This is a genomic window from Arthrobacter sp. StoSoilB20 (assembly GCF_019977295.1).
GTDB lineage: Bacteria > Actinomycetota > Actinomycetes > Actinomycetales > Micrococcaceae > Arthrobacter > Arthrobacter nicotinovorans_A.
Genome location: NZ_AP024651.1, coordinates 4098615 through 4116084 on the forward strand (window position 1 = coordinate 4098615; position 17470 = coordinate 4116084).

A 17470-nucleotide genomic window follows, 5' to 3' on the forward strand; every position below is an offset into this window, starting at 1 on the left:
GCATGGATTCGCTCATTCACTCTTTGCACCAAATCACCATCCGCAGCATCTCCGTCAGCGAGATGAACAACAACGTGTACTTGCTGACTTCGAAGTCCACGGGTGGGCAGTTGTTGATCGACGCCGCCGACGACCTTCCTGCGATCCAGCAATTGATCGCAGACAGCGCCGTCGATTCGGCCGCTCCCACCAAGGTGCTCAGGATCGCCACCACCCACCAGCACTGGGACCATGTCCGCGCGCTGCCGGAGTTGGTGGAAGTTACCGGCGCAACCACCTCAGCTGGAGCGGACGACGCCGATGCGTTGCCGGTTCCGGTGGATGTCCGGCTTGGTCACGGCGACGTCGAGCGGTTTGACGACTTCGAGATCACGGCAATCCACTTGCGCGGACACACCCCGGGCTCGATCGCTTTCGTGTACCAGGATCCGAACGGGCCCGCCCACATTTTCAGTGGTGACTCGTTGTTTCCGGGAGGCGTCGGCAACACACAGAAAGATCCTGCACGCTTCACTTCTCTGTTGAACGACGTGTCGGAGCGACTGTTCGACGCCTATCCGGACGATACCCTGGTCCACCCCGGCCATGGATTGCCCACAACCCTTGGCGCCGAGCGGCCACACCTTGAGGAGTGGCGCGCCCGAGGCTGGTAGCTTGCGGGGCCCGCTCTGCACACCAAGCCGAAGGAATAGCGCGCAGAGTGGGCCTCACAACGCGAGTCTCAAACTTGCGGGGCCTGCTCTGCACGCCAACCCAAAGGAATAGCGCGCAGAGTGGGCCTCACAACCCGAGACTCAAACTTGCGCGGCCTGCTCTGCACGCCAAACCCAAGGAATAGCGCGCAGAGTGGGCCTCACAACGGGAGGTTAGCGGCCGCGACGCTCGTTGGACGCGGGAGCCGAGGCACGACGCGGGCCGCTGCGTGCCGGACGGCCTGCACCGGATCCACCACGAGCGGAGTTCCCGGAAGCGCCCGAACCGTAGGATCCACCGGACGCAGCGCCGGTTGCGGAAGACCAAACAGCTTTGTTTCCGCCGGTACGCGTCGAAGTAGTGGACGCCGTGCGGGGAGCCGAAGCTGCCCGCTGGCCGGTAGCCGGACGGCCGCTGCGGCCACCCTGCCCCTGCGAGCCCGGTACGTCGTTACGGTGAGTGGAAGTCGACTTGCCGCGACCACGTGAGCTGCGGGCGACGTCGTCGTTCATTGCTGCGCGACGCTCGGCGCGGTTGACGTCCGTGCGAACCGGCTCAGCCGCGACCTTTCCACGTCCACCGCGGCCGCCACGGCCACCGGCAGTGGGAGCAGCCTGGCCGCCCGAACGGCGTGCGCGCTTGCGCTGGGCGTTGGCACCGGTGGAGGTGCCGCCACCCTGCGGAGCCTTGGCTGCCAGGAGAGCTGCACGGGTGCGGGGATCAACCTTGTCCGCGATGTCGCCCACGAGCTCGGCAACCAGCGGCGAGTTGGCCGTCACGCGTTCAAACGAAACGTCAACGCCGGCAGCCTTCATGAGCTTCTTGACGTCGCTCTGCTGCTCGGGAAGCGTCAGGGTGACCACGGTTCCATCGGAACCGGCGCGGGCGGTGCGGCCTGAGCGGTGCAGGTAGGCCTTGTGCTCTGTGGGCGGGTCCACGTGGATGACGAGTTCGACGTCGTCAACGTGAACGCCACGGGCCGCGACGTCGGTAGCCACCAGGACGCGGACGTCACCGTTGGAGAACTCGGCAAGGTTGCGGTCGCGTGCGTTCTGCGACAGGTTGCCGTGAAGGTCGACGGCGGGGATGCCGGCGTCCGTGAGGGTCTTGGCAAGCTTGCGGGCGTGGTGCTTGGTCCGCATGAAGAGGACGCGGCGGCCGGCGCCGGAGGCCAGTTCAACGATGAGTTGCTTCTTGACGGTCTGGTCGTTGACCACCAGGACGTGGTGTTCCATGGTGGTGACAGCGGCCTGGGGATCGTCCACGGAGTGCGTCAGCGGGTTGGAGAGGTAACGGTTGACCAGCTTGTCAACACCGTTGTCCAACGTTGCGGAGAAGAGCAGGCGCTGACCCTGGGTGGGGGTCATGTCCATGAGCTTCTTGACCACCGGGAGGAAGCCGAGGTCAGCCATGTGGTCGGCCTCATCCAGCACGGTGACCTCAACGGCTTCGAGGGTCAGGATGCGCTGGCGGATCAGGTCTTCGAGGCGGCCCGGGCAGGCGATGACGATGTCGACGCCGGCACGCAGGGCCTTTTCCTGGCGTGCCTGGGAGATGCCGCCGTAGATGACCGTGGTGTTCAGGCCCATGGCCTTGGCCAACGGCTCGATGGTGGCGTTGATCTGGGTTGCCAGTTCACGCGTCGGTGCAAGGACGAGGCCCATGGGACGGCCCGGTTTGCGGAAGTGCTTTGCTTCGCGCTCGGCCAAGCGGGCCACGAGCGGGATGGCGAAAGCGATGGTCTTGCCGGAGCCGGTGCGGCCACGGCCCAGGACGTCGCGGCCTGCGAGCGTGTCAGGGAGGGTCTTCACCTGGATGGGGAATGCCTCTTCGATGCCATCTGCGGCGAGGGACTCAGCAATGGGCTTGGGCGTGCCAAGGGCAGCAAAAGTAGTCATAAACTTCATGTCTTTCGGGCGGTGTCCAGTTGCGGACATCGGCCCCCGACGCCGGTTGGGCCAGGGGTTCGCCGAGGAAAAGTCAGGTGGTCTACCGATTCGCTGCAACAGCGGTGGTCGGGACCAAATAGAACGCGTTCATCGACGCAGGATGTGCCTCTCACATGAAAAATGCCCCGCCGCGCAGCCTTTCAGGCCACCTGCTTCAGGGCGTCACCGCACATCAAGTGTTCCTAGCTTAGCAGTGTTTCTCCTGCGGACCTGCATCGGGGCTGCTCAGGCTCCCCTTGCGAGGCCCACTCTGCACCCTTCCGGGCACACATACCCTGCAGAACAGGCCTCACAACCAAGCCCCACACCTTGCCAGGCCCGCTCTGCACCCCTCCGGGCACACATACCCTGCAGAACAGGCCCAACAACCAAACCCCACACCTTGCCAGGCCCAGTCTGCACCTTTCCGGGCACACATACCCTGCAGAACAGGCCTCACAACCTCCCCAACGGGTCAGGCGTGGTGCGTCAGTTCGGATTCCGTGTCGGGTGTACTTGCGTCGGCCGATGTCACGCCCACCCGAGCACCCCGCCGAGCGCCCTCTCGAGCACCCTCCCGAGCACCCCGACGAGCACCCACCCGAGCACGACCCCCCGCGCGGGCGGCGACCCTCGGCGCCATGAGAACCCCGACGACGGCGATGATCGCCGCCAGTGCGAACACCCCCGCGAACGGGTTCGTCGTCGTGAAGGCCGCGAACACAAGCCCCGTGGCGGCGAGGGAGAGCGCACCGCCAAGGGAGTCGGAGATGGACATGGCCGCACTGTTGAAGCCCTGGTTTTCGGGAGTGGACAGCGCCAACGTCATCACGGAGAGCCTCGGGTACATGAGGCCCATCCCGGCGCCGGCAAGGATCCACCCGCCAATGGCCACAGCCGCGGGGAGGGCAAACGCGGCCGTCACCAGCGTGGAAATGATGGCGACCAGCACCAGTGCGGCGCCGATCTTCACGGCGAGATCGTCGGCCAAGCGGTTACCCAGCCGGCCCTGTACCGCCGACGCCCCGGCCCACGCGAGCGCGGCACCGGTCAGGGTCAGCCCGGCAAAGGTCGGCGTGAACGCATACCGCTCAGTCAACAGGTACGGCAGGTACACCTCGGCCCCGAAGAACGCCGCCGACGCCAGCCCCCGTACCAGGATCACACTGGGCAGGCCGCGGTGTGCCGTCAGTGTTCCACGCGGTACCAGGGGCTTCACCGCAACAAGGGCAATGACCAGCGCGACGACGGCAATCGCCCCACCGAAGCCCGGCACCTCAGCGGACAGGTTCAGGCCGAGGACGGCTATGGCTGCGAGCGCAGCCCACCCCATACGGCCAAACGCCCAGGGAACAGGCTCGGCTGGGGGTTCGGACTTCATGCCACGCACGGCCGGCACCACCATCAGCAAAGCCGGAACAACAAGTCCCACGACGCCGAGGAACACCCAGTGCCAGCTGCTCAACTGGGCCACCACGCCTGCCGCGAATGGTCCCACCAGGGATGGGACCACCCAGGACGCGGCAAAAGCGGCGAAGATCTTAGGGTGCAGTTCGGCCGGGTACACCCGGGCCACCAGGACGTAGAGCGCCACGGTCATCGCGCCGCCACCAAGACCCTGCACCAACCGGCCCAGCACCAGGATTTCCATGGTGCCGGCCATCCCTGCGATCAGAAGTCCCGCTACGAACAAAGCAACGGAGGAATACAGCGGCGCCGCAGGTCCTCGACGGTCCGACCAGTTGCCCGCTGCCACCATGCCCATCACACCGGTTGCCAGGGGGCCGGCGAAGGCCAGGGCGTAAAGGCTTGCCCCGTCGAGGTCGCGGCTCACGAGCGGCATGATGGTGGTCACGGCGAGGGATTCGAACGCACTGAGGAACACCAGTGCGCAAGCCCCCACGGTGGCAAGCAGGTAGGGGCGGCGCAGTATCCCGGCCGTTGAGGTGTCAGAGGTCATGGTGGTTACCCTAGAACCTCAACTAATGTTGAGGTCAATCCGCTATCCACGCCACCGAAGGCCACACCATGCAGCCAGCCACAACCCACAGGCCCCTCACTATTGGCGAGCTGTCCGAGCGCAGCGGAGTGGCGCCGTCGGCCCTTCATTTCTACGAACGCAACGGGCTGATCGAAGCGGAACGAACGGCCGGCAACCAACGGCGTTACCGGAGGGACACCCTGCGCCGGGTCGCGTTCATCAAGACCTCCCAGCGCGTGGGCCTGCCGTTGAAGGACATCCGCGAGGCGTTGGATTCCCTGCCGGACGGCCGGACTCCCACCAAACGCGATTGGGCCAAGTTGTCGCTGCGATGGCGCAAGGAGCTAGACGACCGCATCGCTGCCCTCCAACACCTCCGAAACGATCTTGACGGTTGCATCGGCTGTGGTTGCCTGAGCCTGAAGTCGTGCACGTTGCAGAACCCCTCGGACGAGCTCGGCGCTTCAGGAACCGGTGCGCAGCGTTGGAACCAACCGTCGTAGCAGCGTCACAGGATGGCGGTCATGACGTTCCACCCGGCGCCCACCTGCTGGTCCTCCTGCAGGCCACCTGAACCCGTTCCTCGATAGAGGATCAGGCTTCCGCTGGAGTTGCGCGCCAGGACATCAGGCACGCCGTCGCTGTTGATGTCGCCGGGTGTCACTATCGCCGTCATGACGTTCCACCCGATTCCTACCTGCCGGCGCGGCAGCCATCCGCCATTACCGTTTCCTTCGTAGAGCCACAGGGTTCCTGCGGCGTCTTTGGCCATGATGTCCCCGCCCGGCGACCCAAATTCCCCGGGCCCGAGGATGGTGGTCATCTGGTTCCATCCGGTTCCTGCCTTGGCACGCGGAAGCCAGCCGCCTGAACCATTGCCCGGGTAGAGCCAGAAGTCCCCCGCAGCGTCGCGGGCCATGACGTCCGCCTTACCGTCACCGTTGAAGTCACCAGGAGCGACGACGGCGGTCATGGCGTTCCAGCCCACGCCCACTTTGGTCCTGGGCAGCCACCCTGAACGGCCGTTGCCGGGGTAGAGCCAGAGGTCGCCGGCGGCATCGCGGGCCAGGACGTCTGCGTGGGTATCTCCGTTGAAGTCGCCTGCGGACAGGATCAGGCTCATGCCATTCCATCCTGAGCCCACTGCCGACCTTGGAAGCCATCCCCGTTTTCCGTCCCCGGGGTAGAGCCACAGCGTGCCGGCAGTGTCCCGCGCGAGCACGTCCGTGGCGCCGTCGGAGTTGTAGTCCTTCCAGACGTTCTTTGGTGGACCGGAGGTGTCAAGAACCCAGATGGCGTTGCCGTCAACGGAGGTTGCGTAGAGCTTGGACCCGTCCGGTGCCATCGCCCGAACCGAGGTGTAGGCACCGAGCTGGAGATCCTCGACCAACGGGATGGAGGAATCCTCGGACCTTGCACCCCACACCTGGATCACCGTTGCATTTGACCGGTACAGCCGGGTTCCATCCGGGTTCATCACCAAGGTGCCCGGCTCCTGCCTGTCCGGGGTGGCCTGCCCGACGGCCAGGGTTTCGAGGTTGAGCTGGGACACCATGGGATTGTTGATGACCCGGCGGCCCGGGGACGGGTAATACGGTTGTCCGTGGTCTTCGAAGAAGGCCCGCTTGCTGTCCGGGGTGAAGACGGGCGCGGACGGTTCCAGGAACGTCTGGAAGGTGGCCAGAACCTTGTCCGTGGCGGTGTTGATGACCGAGAGGCCCCACCCGTGCGTGGTCACCAACCGCGTTCCATCCGGTGAGACGGTGCCGTCCGTCCCGGTCATCGGGTCCGTGGCCAAAACGGTCCGGCTCTTCGTATCAATGACCGCTACCGATGCCCCCTTGAGCGCATAGAGCTTGGCCCCGTCCGGAGTTGCCAGCAGTTTGGTGATGCTTCCACCCACTGGTATTTGGGCTGTTACCTTGCCTTGGGCAACATCAACCACTTTCACGCCCGCGGTTTTGAGCCCCACATACAGTGCGGTTCCACCGGGGCTGACCACCAGGCCTGCCACCTCGTCACCCACAGGGACCACATACTTCACGGTCATGGCAGCTGCATCAATGATGGTGACGCCGGTGCCGGTCGCCAGGAAAGCCGTTGATCCGTTCGTGCTGAGAGCCAGGGCGGTGGTGGGACCGGCTTGGACGCTTTTGGCCACCACACCCTGGGCTGTGTCGATGACGGACAGCATGCCCTCGGGGCTGGCCACAAAGAGCTTTGTGCCGTCTTTCTTGAGCTCCACGAATTTCGGATGGGCTATGTCGATTTTCCGCGGGGCCGTTGCAGTCGCCGCCTGAACCGTCGCGGGGCTTGTCGATGGAACCGTCGCGGGGACCGCCACCGCATCCGACGACGGCGGAGCCGCTTGTGCGGGTGGCATTGCCGCCATCGCCAGCACCGCTGCAAAAGCACCTGACAGGCAGGCTTTGAGACTGATTTTTCGCGCCAGAAACACCGTGAATCCCCCAATTTCAGGCGCCCCTGATTCGCGACGGGCGCATCTGCGACAAAGGCTACCCACCCCCGCACGGAAAGACCATAGTCAACTCCCAACTACTTCAGACTTGCCGAAGCAGCAACAGGCATTGCCTTCCGTCCACGCCTCGCGGCACGCTTGGCATATGACTGAAAAGACGCACGACGGCGGCACCCTCCACGGCGAACAACCCACCGGCGCAGGGACGCCCGAGCATGCCCACCAACACGACGGCGCCCAGCAGCGCGGCTTGAACCTCCACGAGGACGCGGACAACGCTGTGGACATGTGGGATGGCATGTACAAGGAGCGGACCAAAGTGTGGAGCGGAAATCCGAATCCGCAGCTGGTGGCCGAAGCCAGGGACCTGAAACCCGGCAAAGCACTGGACCTTGGTTGTGGCGAAGGCGCCGACGCCATTTGGCTCGCAGAGCAGGGCTGGACCGTGACCGCATTGGATGTCTCCGCCGTCGCGCTTGAACGGGCAGCTGCGCATGCAGCAGGAACCAGCCACGCGGACCGGATCACGTGGCAGCAGCAGGATCTCGCGGAATGGACCCCCAACGCCGAATTCGACCTCGTCTCGGCCCAGTTCCTGCACTCACCCCTGCTGCCCTGGCGCGAGTCCGTGGCAATGGCCGCGGCAGCAGTCGCCCCGGGCGGCACCTTGCTGGTGGTGGGGCACCATCCGCACGGGCTGCCGTCGTGGAGCCACCATCACGACTCCGGCATGTTCTTCACCCCGGAACAGCTGGCAGGGGCATTGCGTCTGGACCGTGACCCGTGGTTCGTCAACGTCCTTACAGACCGCAAGCGTTCGGTCACAGGTCCCGATGGCGAGTCCGGCACCACCCTGGACACGGTTTTGCGGGCAGTAAAAAGCCCCTAAATACCGTCGGGAAGGAATTCCGCGTAGGGCGCCACTACCTCACCGGTGGCGGTGGAATCGGGATTCAGCATCCACCCCACGCGTTTGGCCGTGTTCAGCATGACCACGCTTTCCACCAATTCGATGCCCGGAATCCGCTGCTGGACCGTGAGCTCCATTTCCAGGACCTCGGCCAGGGACCGCAGCCACATGATGATGGTGAAGTTGGTGCGCCCTGTAGTGGAGGCAGCGAAACGCACGTTGCGGATGGCGCGCGACTCGACGGCGGCCGCCTCGTGCCTGCCCGGCGGGACGTTGGCGAACCATTGGATGGTGACCGGGTAGCCCGAGAATTGTTGGGCGATTTCGCAACGAAAGGACAGCATGCGGCTGGCCAGGACCCTGCCCAGTTGCCGCTGCACGGTGGCCGGATTCCGCCCCAGCGCCCTCGCGATCTCTGCTGCGGTGACCCGACCGTCCCGGGCAAGGAAAGGGATCAGCGCCAAGTGGCTGTCGGGGAGCGGGGTTGCGCTCGCGTCGGGGCCCAGCGGACTGGCGGATTCGGGTCCTGCGAGCGCGCGGACCGCCTGTTGCTCCCCCTTGGTGAGGACGTTGAGGCGCCACGCGTAGCCGCTGATGTGGATACGCGTGCACAGTGCGGTCTGGTACTTGGTGAGTCCGCGGATTTCCTTCAGCCTCGGCAGCAGTTGCGCACTGAACTGCTCCAGGTCACGGGTGATGACGGTCAGTGTCAGGTCGCGGTTGCTTGCTGCTTCTTCCACGGTAATGACCTCGGGCAGGGCGGCCAGCGCCGCCGTCACCTCCGGCCGGAGGTCCATGTCGCAGTCAACGTCCACCATGGCCAGGCACATGTTTTTCGGATCTCCGGTGAGGTGGGAGGTGGTCCAGGCGGCTCCCGACTCCCGGAGCCGGTCCCAGCGCGCCGCCAACGTGGTGGCATGGACGCCCAGGACCTGGCCGGCGTCGGACCAGCTGAGCCGGGGCGAAATTTGCAGTGCATTGATCAGGCGAAGATCTTCCTCACTGAGTTCCATGCCCCAACTCTCCCACAGTCGCTGCATAATTTCTGGTACTTCCGGCCGAAAATGCATATTTCCAGATGTTTTCAAGCCTGTGAAGCACGTCACCACACAATGTTCTAAGGAAGAGACCCGGATAAACCCAGGAGTACAACATGACCATCGCTGCCGACGCCAAGGAGCTGCGGGACGACATCGTCCGCCTCCGGCATGACCTTCACCGTGAACCGGAAATCGGGCTGCAGCTCCCCCGCACGCAGGAAAAGGTGCTCAAGGCACTGGATGGGCTCCCCTTCGAGATCACCCTGGGCAAGGAAACGACATCGGTCACGGCAGTTCTCCGCGGCGGTGCCGGCCACGCTTCGGCCCACAAGCCCGTGGTGTTGCTGCGGGCCGACATGGATGGGCTCCCCGTCCAGGAGACCACCGGCGTGGACTACACCTCCCGCGTGGACGGCGCCATGCATGCCTGCGGACACGATCTCCACACCTCCATGCTCGCCGGTGCTGCCACTCTCCTTGCAGAGCGTCAGGATCAACTGGCAGGCGATGTCATCCTCATGTTCCAGCCCGGCGAGGAGGGCTTTGACGGCGCCAGCTACATGATCGAGGAAGGCGTCCTGGACGCGGCCGGGAGGCGTGCGGATGCAGCATACGGAATGCACGTGTTCTCATCAGTTGCCGATCACGGACAGTTCCTCACCAAACCCGGGATCATGCTGAGTTCCTCGGCGGGCCTCTTCGTCACCGTCCACGGCGCCGGCGGACATGGCTCCGCTCCCCACCTGGCCAAGGATCCGGTCACGGCTGCGGCGGAAATGGTCACCGCCCTGCAGGTCATGATCACCCGGCAGTTCGACCTCTTCGACCCCGTGGTCCTGACCGTTGGCGTGTTGCAGGCCGGAACCAAGCGCAACGTCATCCCCGAAACCGCCCGCATAGAAGCAACCGTCCGGACCTTCTCCGAAGCCTCCCGCAGGAAGATGATGGAAGCAGTACCCAGGCTGCTCCACGGTATTGCCGCAGCCCACGGGCTGGAGGTCCATGTGCAGTACGACGAAGAATATCCCCTCACCATCAACAACGAGGACGAGACCACCACTGCGGAAAAGGTCATCGCCGAAATGTTCGGCGAGTCCAGGCATACCCGGATGGCCACGCCCCTGAGTGGTTCCGAGGACTTCTCCCGCGTCCTGGACCAAGTTCCCGGCACGTTCATCGGACTCAGTGCCGTTGCCCCAGGCGCCGACCACGCGACGTCGGCCTTCAACCACTCGCCATACGCAACGTTCGACGACGGCGTCCTCACCGACGGTGCCGCGCTGTACGCCGAGCTCGCCGTATCCCGCATCGCCGCCCTTGCCGGCAACTAGCGTCCACCTCCCTGTCCCCGCATCAGCTTGGAGAATCCCATGACCACCACCGCAGGAACGTCCTCCGACGTCAAGGTCCAAAAATCCCACGCGCGGACGCTCGTTGGTACCGGAATCGGCAATGCCGTTGAATGGTACGACTGGGCAATCTACGCAACGTTCTCACCCTTCATCGCCAGCGCCCTGTTCAGCCAGGCCGACCCGACGTCGGCGGTACTGTCCACCTTGGCGATCTTCGCCGTCGGTTTCGTTGCCCGCCCCTTCGGCGGTTTCGTGTTCGGCTGGATCGGCGACAGGATCGGCCGCAAAACGTCCATGACCGTAGCCGTGGCCTTGGGTGCGGTGGGCAGCCTGCTCATCGGCATCGCGCCGACGTTCGCGGCAGTTGGCGCCTTCGCATCGGTGATGCTGTTGGTGGCCCGCCTCATCCAAGGCCTGGCGCACGGTGGTGAGTTGCCGTCGTCGCAGACTTACTTGTCGGAAATGGCACCCAAGGAACACCGCGGCTTCTGGGCCACGCTCATCTACACCTCCGGCACGGCAGGCATCCTGGCTGGTACGCTGCTCGGCGCCATCCTGACCAACGTCCTGAGCAAGGAAGACATGAGCGCCTGGGGTTGGCGCATCCCCTTCCTGATCGGTGGCGCCCTGGGAATCTACGCCCTGTTCATGCGGGCCAAGATGAAGGAAACCGAAGCGTTTGAGGCCGAAGCTCCCAACGAGAAGCGCCTGCCGATCGTGCCGCAGATCATCAAGTACCGGAAGCAGGCATTGCAGGTCATCGGCCTCACCGTGGGCTTGACCGTTGTGTACTACATCTGGGGTGTGGTGGCACCGAGCTACGCAGCAACTTCTTTGAAGATGGATCGCGGCGAAGCCCTGTGGGCCGGCGTCATTGGCAACGTAGTGTTCATCGCAGCCCTGCCGTTCTGGGGCAAACTGTCCGACCGCATAGGACGCAGGCCCGTCATCATCGCCTCCGCCGCGGGCGCCGCCCTCCTGCACTTCCCCATGACGTGGCTGCTGAAGGACTCGCCGTGGCAGTTGGCCGTCTCAATGTCCGTGATGCTGTTCTTCATCGCCGGCAGCGCAGCGATTGTCCCGGCCGTGTACGCCGAACTGTTCCCGACCCACATCCGAACCATCGGCGTCGGGGTCCCGTACTCCATCTGTGTGGCGGCCTTCGGTGGCACCGCCCCTTACCTGCAGACCTGGCTCGGCAGCATCGGTCAGGCCCAGCTGTTCAATGTGTACGCCGTGATCCTGCTGCTGGTGGGCATCGGGTTTGCCTTCTCCATCCCGGAGACCAAGGGCAAGGACCTCACGGCCTAGGTTCCCCACGATCGTTGCGAGGCCCGCTCTGCACGTTTTCCCGGGGTCTTTGGGTGCAGAGTGGGCCTCACAACGTTAAACGAAGCGGTCGCGGCCTGCCCGGTAACCGAAGAAGGCAGCCAAGGATCCCACCACCAGGAACAGGACTCCGGCCGCCTCGAAACCGCCGGTCCCCTGGTGCAGTTGACCCACCATCAGCGTGCCAAGTGAACCTACCCCATAGCCGACGCCCTGCATCATCCCGGACAGGTGTGCGGCGGTGTGGGCGTCGCGGGTCCGGACCATGATCATGGTCAGGGCCACGGCAGTCAGTGATCCCTGGCCAAGCCCGTTCAGCCCGGTCCAGACCCAAATCAACTCAGTGGGGCCAAAGATCGTGAGGGCAAAGCCGCCTCCGGTCATCAGCGCCACCACCATGTTGATGATCCGCTGGTCCTTGAAACGCGCGGCCAGGGCAGGGGCAAACAGGGACCCCAGCATCTGCAGCACAATCGACAACGAGACGATCAGCCCGGCCGTTCCGCCATCAATCCCCCTGTCGCGCAGGATCGGTGCCATCCAGGCGAACACGCTGAACGACATCATGGCCTGCAACACCATGAACATGGTCACCTGCCACGCCACGGCCGAGCGCCACACATTGACGCCACCGTGGACGGCTTGGTGTTTCACGGATGGTTGGCGGATCGCGAGCGGGAGGAAAAGCAAAAGTACGACGCCGGCAGGAACCGCCCAGAACCACAGAGCCGATGTCCAGTGGCCGGTTGCCGTAAACACCGGGTACGTGAAGCCCGCGCCAAGGGCTGCCGAAGCACAAATCGCGGTGGTGTAGAGGCCGCCCATCAGGCCAAGGCGGTGCGGGAAATCCCGTTTGACGACGCCCGGCAGGAGGACGTTGCAAAGCGCTATTGCGGCACCGCAGGCAGCTGTTCCGGCCAGAAGTGCCGGCAAGTGACCGAATCCCGGGAACTCCACTGGCCTCAGCAGGAGGCCTGCAGTGAGCACGGCCATGGCTCCGAGAAGCACCCGTTCCGCCCCGAATCTCCGGGCGAGGATGGGAGCCAGTGGCGCGAAGAGTCCCAGCAGCGTGACCGGAACGGTTGTGAGGACCACCAGCGACCAACCCGGCAGACCGGCGTCGGACGTTATTTCCGGAAGGACCGCCGAGAAGCTGGAGAAGACGGTGCGGAGGTTCAGTCCGATCAGTACCAGGCAGATGCCCAAGTAGACCAGGCCGCGCTTACCACGGAGCTGTGTGGGATCCGCGGCCGGTTCGTCGTCGATCTCAGCGTCCACGGCGATGTCAGGCAGGACTGGTTTCTCTCGATAGCCGGGCGTCTTGGAGGAGGTCACACGTCCTATTCTGTCAGGGCGGCTTCGATCGAGGGTCCGTTGGGCGGGATATGACCGGTGAGCGGTATATGACCATCGGTGTATGAATAGCTGCCTTGGCAGAGTTATCCACATAGGAGAGATTTACCTGCCTCTGCAGCATCGCGATCCATAGCGTTGAGGGCATGGACAAGACCCCCAAACCATCACCTCACAGCACTACTTCCGGGCATCCTCTGCCGGCTTCTCAGAAGTCGCACGCGCGGATTTCGCACCCACCGGGATTGAAGGTCAGCATCTGGAGTTTGGCACTGGCCATGGGGGTGCCCATTGTCTTCATGATCGTCTTCCCTGTGGGGATGCTCTTCATGTTTGGCGCTGAGTCACCCCCATATGCAATGGCTGCGCAAACGATTCTCGTGGTCCCCACCGGAGCTTGCTGGCTCGGGGCGTTGGTCTGTGGCCTGACCTGTCTCAGGCTGGCCAAAAGCCGCGATGCCGATGGGCAGCGGACCATAGCATGGATGTTTGGGATCTTCGGGCTTTGTATTGCAGGACTCGAAGGGCTGGCGTTGCTCTTGATGGTGCTTCGCAACTGAACACCGGTACCCGCACCGTGGAACGTCCCCGGCGCAAGCACCCAGCCCAGACTCCGCAGAGCCTCCACCCCGAACCAAAGTATTCTGGAAGTGATGAGTGAAACCCCAGATTCCCCGCGCCCCGTCACGCCCGGCACCCAGGCATCCTTTGGAACCTATGGCGGCCGGCCCGTCAGCTTCGTGCGCCGCGGCACCCGATTGCAGGGCCGGAGGCAGGCTGCTTGGGAAGAGCACGCCGAACGCTGGGCCATCCAAGTGCCCCGCCATGTTGCCAACACTTCCGTGCACCCGGACTACACCTTCGATGCCGAGGCCGTATTCGGGCGCAAGGCACCCCTGATCGTCGAGATCGGATCCGGCCTGGGTGACGCCGTGGTCCACGCCGCGGAGCAGAACCCGGACAAGGACTTCCTGGCCGTTGAGGTTTACACCCCGGGTTTGGCCAACACCATCATCAAGATCAACAGCCGGGGCCTGACCAACGTGCGGGTAGTGGAAGCCAACGCTCCCGAGGTCCTCGAATCGATGCTCCCCGAAGGCTCAGTCAGCGAGCTCTGGGTGTTCTTCCCCGACCCCTGGCACAAAGCCCGGCACCACAAACGCCGGCTTATCCAGCCCGCCTTCGCTTCCGTAGCTGCCAAGGCACTGGAAAAGGGTGGCTATTGGCGGATCGCTACTGACTGGTCCAACTATGCAGTGCACGTCCGCGAAGTCCTGGCCGGGTCCACGGAGTTCGAAAACATGCACGAAGGCGAGCGCAGCGGCGAGGAAAGCCCGCTGACGCAGGTGTGGCAATCCGGCGTCGAGTCTGTTGTGGGCGGCGCCCCGGTGAGGGAAGGCCGCGCGCCGGTCAGCACCGAGCACACTGGTCCCAATGAGGGCGTGGATGAAGAAGGCGGTTGGGCACCCCGCTTCGATGGCCGCATCCGGACCAGCTTCGAGAACAAGGCCCACGAGGCCGGTCGCATGATCTTCGACCTCACTTACCGCAAGCTTTAGCCGACGGATTCCGGGGGAACCATGAGCTATCAGCCACCGATCGACTACTACCAGCAACCACAAAGGACCGGGACGCGCGGCCTTCCCGCCGGGATCACCAGCATCATCGCTGCAGTGCTCTCGCCGATCGCGGCCGTGGTCAGCATCCCCTTGGGCATTGCAGCGGTGGCCTCCGCCATGAGCCGTTACAACGAGGGCAATGATGCCTGGTGGTTTGGTGCGTTGGTGCTGGCGGGGATTTCCGTGGTCCTGGCGATCATTGCCGTGGTGAGTGGATTGATCGCCGTCTTCCGGGCCGGCCGAATGAACGCGGGACGGATCACGGGGATCATCGGATTGGCGATCATGGCGGTCAACATTTTTGGCATTGTCTTCATGGTGTTCCTGGTCCTCGGCTCAGGTCAGGGGTTCTGATGCCCCAGGTGCGCGCCGAACGATTCATCCGCTTGGATCCGGACACAGCTTTCGCCCTCTCCCAAACGACGGGCCAATTCCGGCTCAAATGGGACCCGTTCATCTCGGCCCAGGCTTTCCTTGACGGAGCCACAGCTGCCGGCAAGGGTGTCCGGACACGGACCGTTTCCCGCATGGGCCTGAAAATGGTCAGCGAATACGTCTCCTACACCCCACCCCGAAATGTGGGCATGACCATGGTTTCGGGGCCGTGGTTCTTTGGGAACTTCGGTGGTGGCTGGCGGTTCACGCCCGACGACGGCGGAACCCGGGCAGTCTGGAAGTACACCTTTTCGTGCCGCCCGGCTCTGGTAAAGCCGTTGGCCGAGAGGGTGGGTAGCTGGCTGCTTGGCCGCGAAATTGAGCGCCGGATCGATGCGTTCGCCCGGGCTTGCGAGAACCCGGCACTGGTGGCCGAACTGCGCGCACAGGGAACCGAAGTCGCCGAAAACTAGCTGGTTACGGCACCCCGGCTGGTTACGGTACCCCAGGTGGTTACGGCACCGAGATCGAGGCAACCGTCTTCTGGGCTTCGTCGCGGAGCTCAACTCCCGCGATTCCGGCCAACTGGACCGGCGTAGCACCTCTGATCTTGATCCGGCCGCTGGGTGTCGCCGTCCAACCGCACGTCCGTTCCTCAGCCCCGTCCCGGCCCTTCACCCAAAGATAAAGAGTGCCTTCCAAGGGCATGGAGCGGCCCTCAACCTCGAGTTCCGTGCCCCACGTCTTCTTCACCATTCCCACGGTCAACTGCAGGCCGTTGTCCGACTGCACTGAATAGCTCGCGTCAGGCTTGGGTGGCTGGTTCAAGAGTGGGCCGGCCAGGAAACCAGCCACCAGGCAAGCGGCAGCCACAGCACCCACCACGGCCGCCCACCGGCGTCGTGATTTCCTTCGGCGCGCCGACAAGTCAACCAGCACTTTCTCGGGAAGGGTGCCGGGCATTGGCTCCAACGGTGCAAGCGCTTGGGAACCACCGGTGACGGTGAGCGCCACAGCGTCAGCCGGCGGCACGGCGTCGAGCAATGCCGGAAGGCTTTCAAGCTCCTCCAGCTCACGACGGCACTCAGCGCAGCCGGCCAGGTGGTCCTCAAAAGAGCGGGCTTCACCGGCGTCGAGCCCACCCAGCAGGTAAGCGCCCAGCAATTGGTGGACGGACTGGCCGTTCATCGTTCCACCCCCATCTCGTCAAGGATCGTTCGGAGGGCCTTCACAGCATAGAAGGCCCGGGATTTCACGGTTCCGGCAGGTATGTTCAGCTGCAGTGCTGCCTCGCTGACGGTAAACCGCTGGTAATGGAGGGCTACCAGGACCTCGCGGTGCTCGTGGCTGAGCCGGAGCAACGCTTCTTCCATCAGTACCCGGTTCAGGAGCTCATCCACGCGTTCCCTCGCTGCGTGGTCCGGGAGGTCCTGCTCACCGGCTTCCATCGGGCGCCGCTGGGCCTTCCGGTAGTTGTCGATGATGACGTTGCGGGCCGTCCGGAAGAGGTAGCTTCGCAGGCTGCCCGTGATCTGCGGGGCATGCTGCCAGACCTTCAGGATGGTTTCCTGCACTACGTCATCGGCCTGATGGGCATCGGAAGTGCAGCTGAGCACGAAGCGTTTCAACGCGGTGCCATGGTCGCGGTAGATCGCCGCCACCACGTCCTCGTCCAACGGCATAGCCACCTCCCTCAGTGTTTTCTCCTGCCCCTTCGCCTATACGACGACGCACGCCGGCAAATGGTTCAGCCCCCGTGAACCATTCTTCCCCCGCCGGCGTCGTAGGGGTTAGCGCCGGTCCGTCCCGGCCGGCTCGTCAAAGGAGCGAGAAATGAAGAAACGACTCAGTTTTGGATTCGGTGCAGTGATCCTGGCCGCGGCGATGGCAGGGTGCGGCGGAAGTCCGGGGACCACCGCCACCTCCACTCCCCCGCCCGCGGCGACCTCCGCGGCACCCACCTCGGCTTCCCCCAGCGCCGCCAGCAGCAGCGCCAGTGCCGCTGCCGACATGAACCTGGCTTCCTCCAGCGCGGGTCAGATCGTGGTGGACAGCAAGGGTATGAGCCTCTACTTCTTCACCAAGGACGTCAAGGATTCCGGAACCAGCGCGTGCACCGCCGCGTGCTTGGACGCCTGGCCGATTTTTACCACGACGGCGGACGCCCCCACTGTTGACGGCGTCACCGGAACTGTGGGAACCATAGCGTCTCCGGATGGGAAGAAGCATGTGACGCTCAACGGCATGCCGCTGTACTACTACGCCAAGGACAAGGCCCCGGGGGATGTCACCGGCCAAGGAGTTGGTGGCGTCTGGTATCTGGTAAGCCCCACCGGGGAGATGATCAAGGGCGCTGCGGGTTCGGGTTACTGAGGCGTGACGCCGGGTTCGCGGGAAACCTCCGAGGTCGC

General features: G+C 64.3%; 17 protein-coding genes. 10 read left to right on the plus strand and 7 right to left on the minus strand.

Going from position 1 to position 17470, the window contains the following annotated elements:
• Positions 1 to 2: 2 nt before the first annotated feature.
• Entirely contained in the window at positions 3 to 653 is a 651-nt protein-coding gene (locus LDN85_RS18640) for an MBL fold metallo-hydrolase (RefSeq protein WP_026543466.1), read from the plus strand.
• Between the two features lie 213 nt (positions 654 to 866).
• Here LDN85_RS18640 and LDN85_RS18645 read toward each other — a convergent pair whose 3' ends face one another.
• Entirely contained in the window at positions 867 to 2591 is a 1725-nt protein-coding gene (locus LDN85_RS18645) for a DEAD/DEAH box helicase (protein WP_026543465.1), read from the minus strand.
• A 505-nt stretch (positions 2592 to 3096) separates the two neighbouring features.
• Entirely contained in the window at positions 3097 to 4581 is a 1485-nt protein-coding gene (locus LDN85_RS18650; RefSeq protein ID WP_223943787.1) for an MFS transporter, read from the minus strand.
• Positions 4582 to 4649: 68 nt separating this feature from the next.
• Between LDN85_RS18650 and soxR the strand changes: the two genes are divergently transcribed.
• Positions 4650 to 5105 (plus strand): redox-sensitive transcriptional activator SoxR, encoded by a 456-nt coding sequence (gene soxR, locus LDN85_RS18655; protein WP_026543464.1) that lies wholly within the window; start codon positions 4650 to 4652, stop codon positions 5103 to 5105.
• A 5-nt stretch (positions 5106 to 5110) separates the two neighbouring features.
• Here the strand turns inward: soxR and LDN85_RS18660 are convergent, their stop codons facing one another.
• A complete protein-coding gene (locus LDN85_RS18660) occupies positions 5111 to 6985 on the minus strand; it encodes an FG-GAP-like repeat-containing protein (protein ID WP_223943788.1) in 1875 nt (624 codons plus the stop codon).
• Positions 6986 to 7190: 205 nt separating this feature from the next.
• Between LDN85_RS18660 and LDN85_RS18665 the strand changes: the two genes are divergently transcribed.
• Positions 7191 to 7970, plus strand: coding sequence for a class I SAM-dependent methyltransferase (locus tag LDN85_RS18665; protein WP_223945495.1), 780 nt, complete (start codon positions 7191 to 7193; stop codon positions 7968 to 7970).
• On the opposite strand, the gene LDN85_RS18670 is transcribed toward LDN85_RS18665, so the two are convergent.
• Positions 7967 to 9004: an Lrp/AsnC family transcriptional regulator gene (locus LDN85_RS18670; protein WP_167332899.1), complete on the minus strand. Its 1038-nt coding sequence runs from the start codon at positions 9002 to 9004 to the stop codon at positions 7967 to 7969. The two genes, LDN85_RS18665 and LDN85_RS18670, sit on opposite strands and share 4 nt — an antisense overlap.
• A 140-nt stretch (positions 9005 to 9144) precedes the next feature.
• Here LDN85_RS18670 and LDN85_RS18675 point away from each other — a divergent pair, with 140 nt between their 5' ends.
• Both LDN85_RS18675 and LDN85_RS18680 read left to right on the plus strand, forming a co-directional pair.
• Positions 9145 to 10362, plus strand: coding sequence for a M20 family metallopeptidase (locus LDN85_RS18675; protein WP_026543461.1), 1218 nt, complete (start codon positions 9145 to 9147; stop codon positions 10360 to 10362).
• A 39-nt stretch (positions 10363 to 10401) separates the two neighbouring features.
• Positions 10402 to 11694 (plus strand): MFS transporter, encoded by a 1293-nt coding sequence (locus tag LDN85_RS18680; RefSeq protein WP_223943789.1) that lies wholly within the window; start codon positions 10402 to 10404, stop codon positions 11692 to 11694.
• A gap of 75 nt (positions 11695 to 11769) precedes the next feature.
• Here LDN85_RS18680 and LDN85_RS18685 read toward each other — a convergent pair whose 3' ends face one another.
• Positions 11770 to 13047 (minus strand): CynX/NimT family MFS transporter, encoded by a 1278-nt coding sequence (locus tag LDN85_RS18685; protein ID WP_223943790.1) that lies wholly within the window; start codon positions 13045 to 13047, stop codon positions 11770 to 11772.
• Between the two features lie 164 nt (positions 13048 to 13211).
• Here LDN85_RS18685 and LDN85_RS18690 point away from each other — a divergent pair, with 164 nt between their 5' ends.
• The 4 genes from LDN85_RS18690 to LDN85_RS18705 all read left to right on the plus strand — a co-directional run bounded on the left by LDN85_RS18690 (position 13212) and on the right by LDN85_RS18705 (position 15532).
• Positions 13212 to 13625 carry a hypothetical protein gene (locus LDN85_RS18690; RefSeq protein ID WP_026547938.1) on the plus strand — a complete coding sequence of 138 codons (414 nt, stop codon included), beginning with the start codon at positions 13212 to 13214 and terminating at the stop codon, positions 13623 to 13625.
• 93 nt (positions 13626 to 13718) lie between these two features.
• Positions 13719 to 14624, plus strand: coding sequence for a tRNA (guanosine(46)-N7)-methyltransferase TrmB (trmB, locus tag LDN85_RS18695; protein ID WP_026543457.1), 906 nt, complete (start codon positions 13719 to 13721; stop codon positions 14622 to 14624).
• A gap of 21 nt (positions 14625 to 14645) precedes the next feature.
• Complete coding sequence (locus LDN85_RS18700) at positions 14646 to 15038, plus strand: hypothetical protein (protein WP_223943791.1); 393 nt, start codon at positions 14646 to 14648, stop codon at positions 15036 to 15038.
• Positions 15038 to 15532 carry an SRPBCC family protein gene (locus tag LDN85_RS18705; protein WP_223943792.1) on the plus strand — a complete coding sequence of 165 codons (495 nt, stop codon included), beginning with the start codon at positions 15038 to 15040 and terminating at the stop codon, positions 15530 to 15532. Before LDN85_RS18700 ends, LDN85_RS18705 begins: the two co-directional genes overlap by 1 nt.
• 40 nt (positions 15533 to 15572) lie before the next feature.
• Here LDN85_RS18705 and LDN85_RS18710 read toward each other — a convergent pair whose 3' ends face one another.
• Complete coding sequence (locus LDN85_RS18710) at positions 15573 to 16247, minus strand: zf-HC2 domain-containing protein (protein ID WP_223943793.1); 675 nt, start codon at positions 16245 to 16247, stop codon at positions 15573 to 15575.
• Entirely contained in the window at positions 16244 to 16741 is a 498-nt protein-coding gene (locus tag LDN85_RS18715; protein ID WP_026543453.1) for a sigma-70 family RNA polymerase sigma factor, read from the minus strand. Before LDN85_RS18715 ends, LDN85_RS18710 begins: the two co-directional genes overlap by 4 nt.
• A gap of 151 nt (positions 16742 to 16892) precedes the next feature.
• Here LDN85_RS18715 and LDN85_RS18720 point away from each other — a divergent pair, with 151 nt between their 5' ends.
• Positions 16893 to 17432, plus strand: coding sequence for a hypothetical protein (locus LDN85_RS18720; protein ID WP_223943794.1), 540 nt, complete (start codon positions 16893 to 16895; stop codon positions 17430 to 17432).
• Positions 17433 to 17470 lie beyond the last annotated feature (38 nt).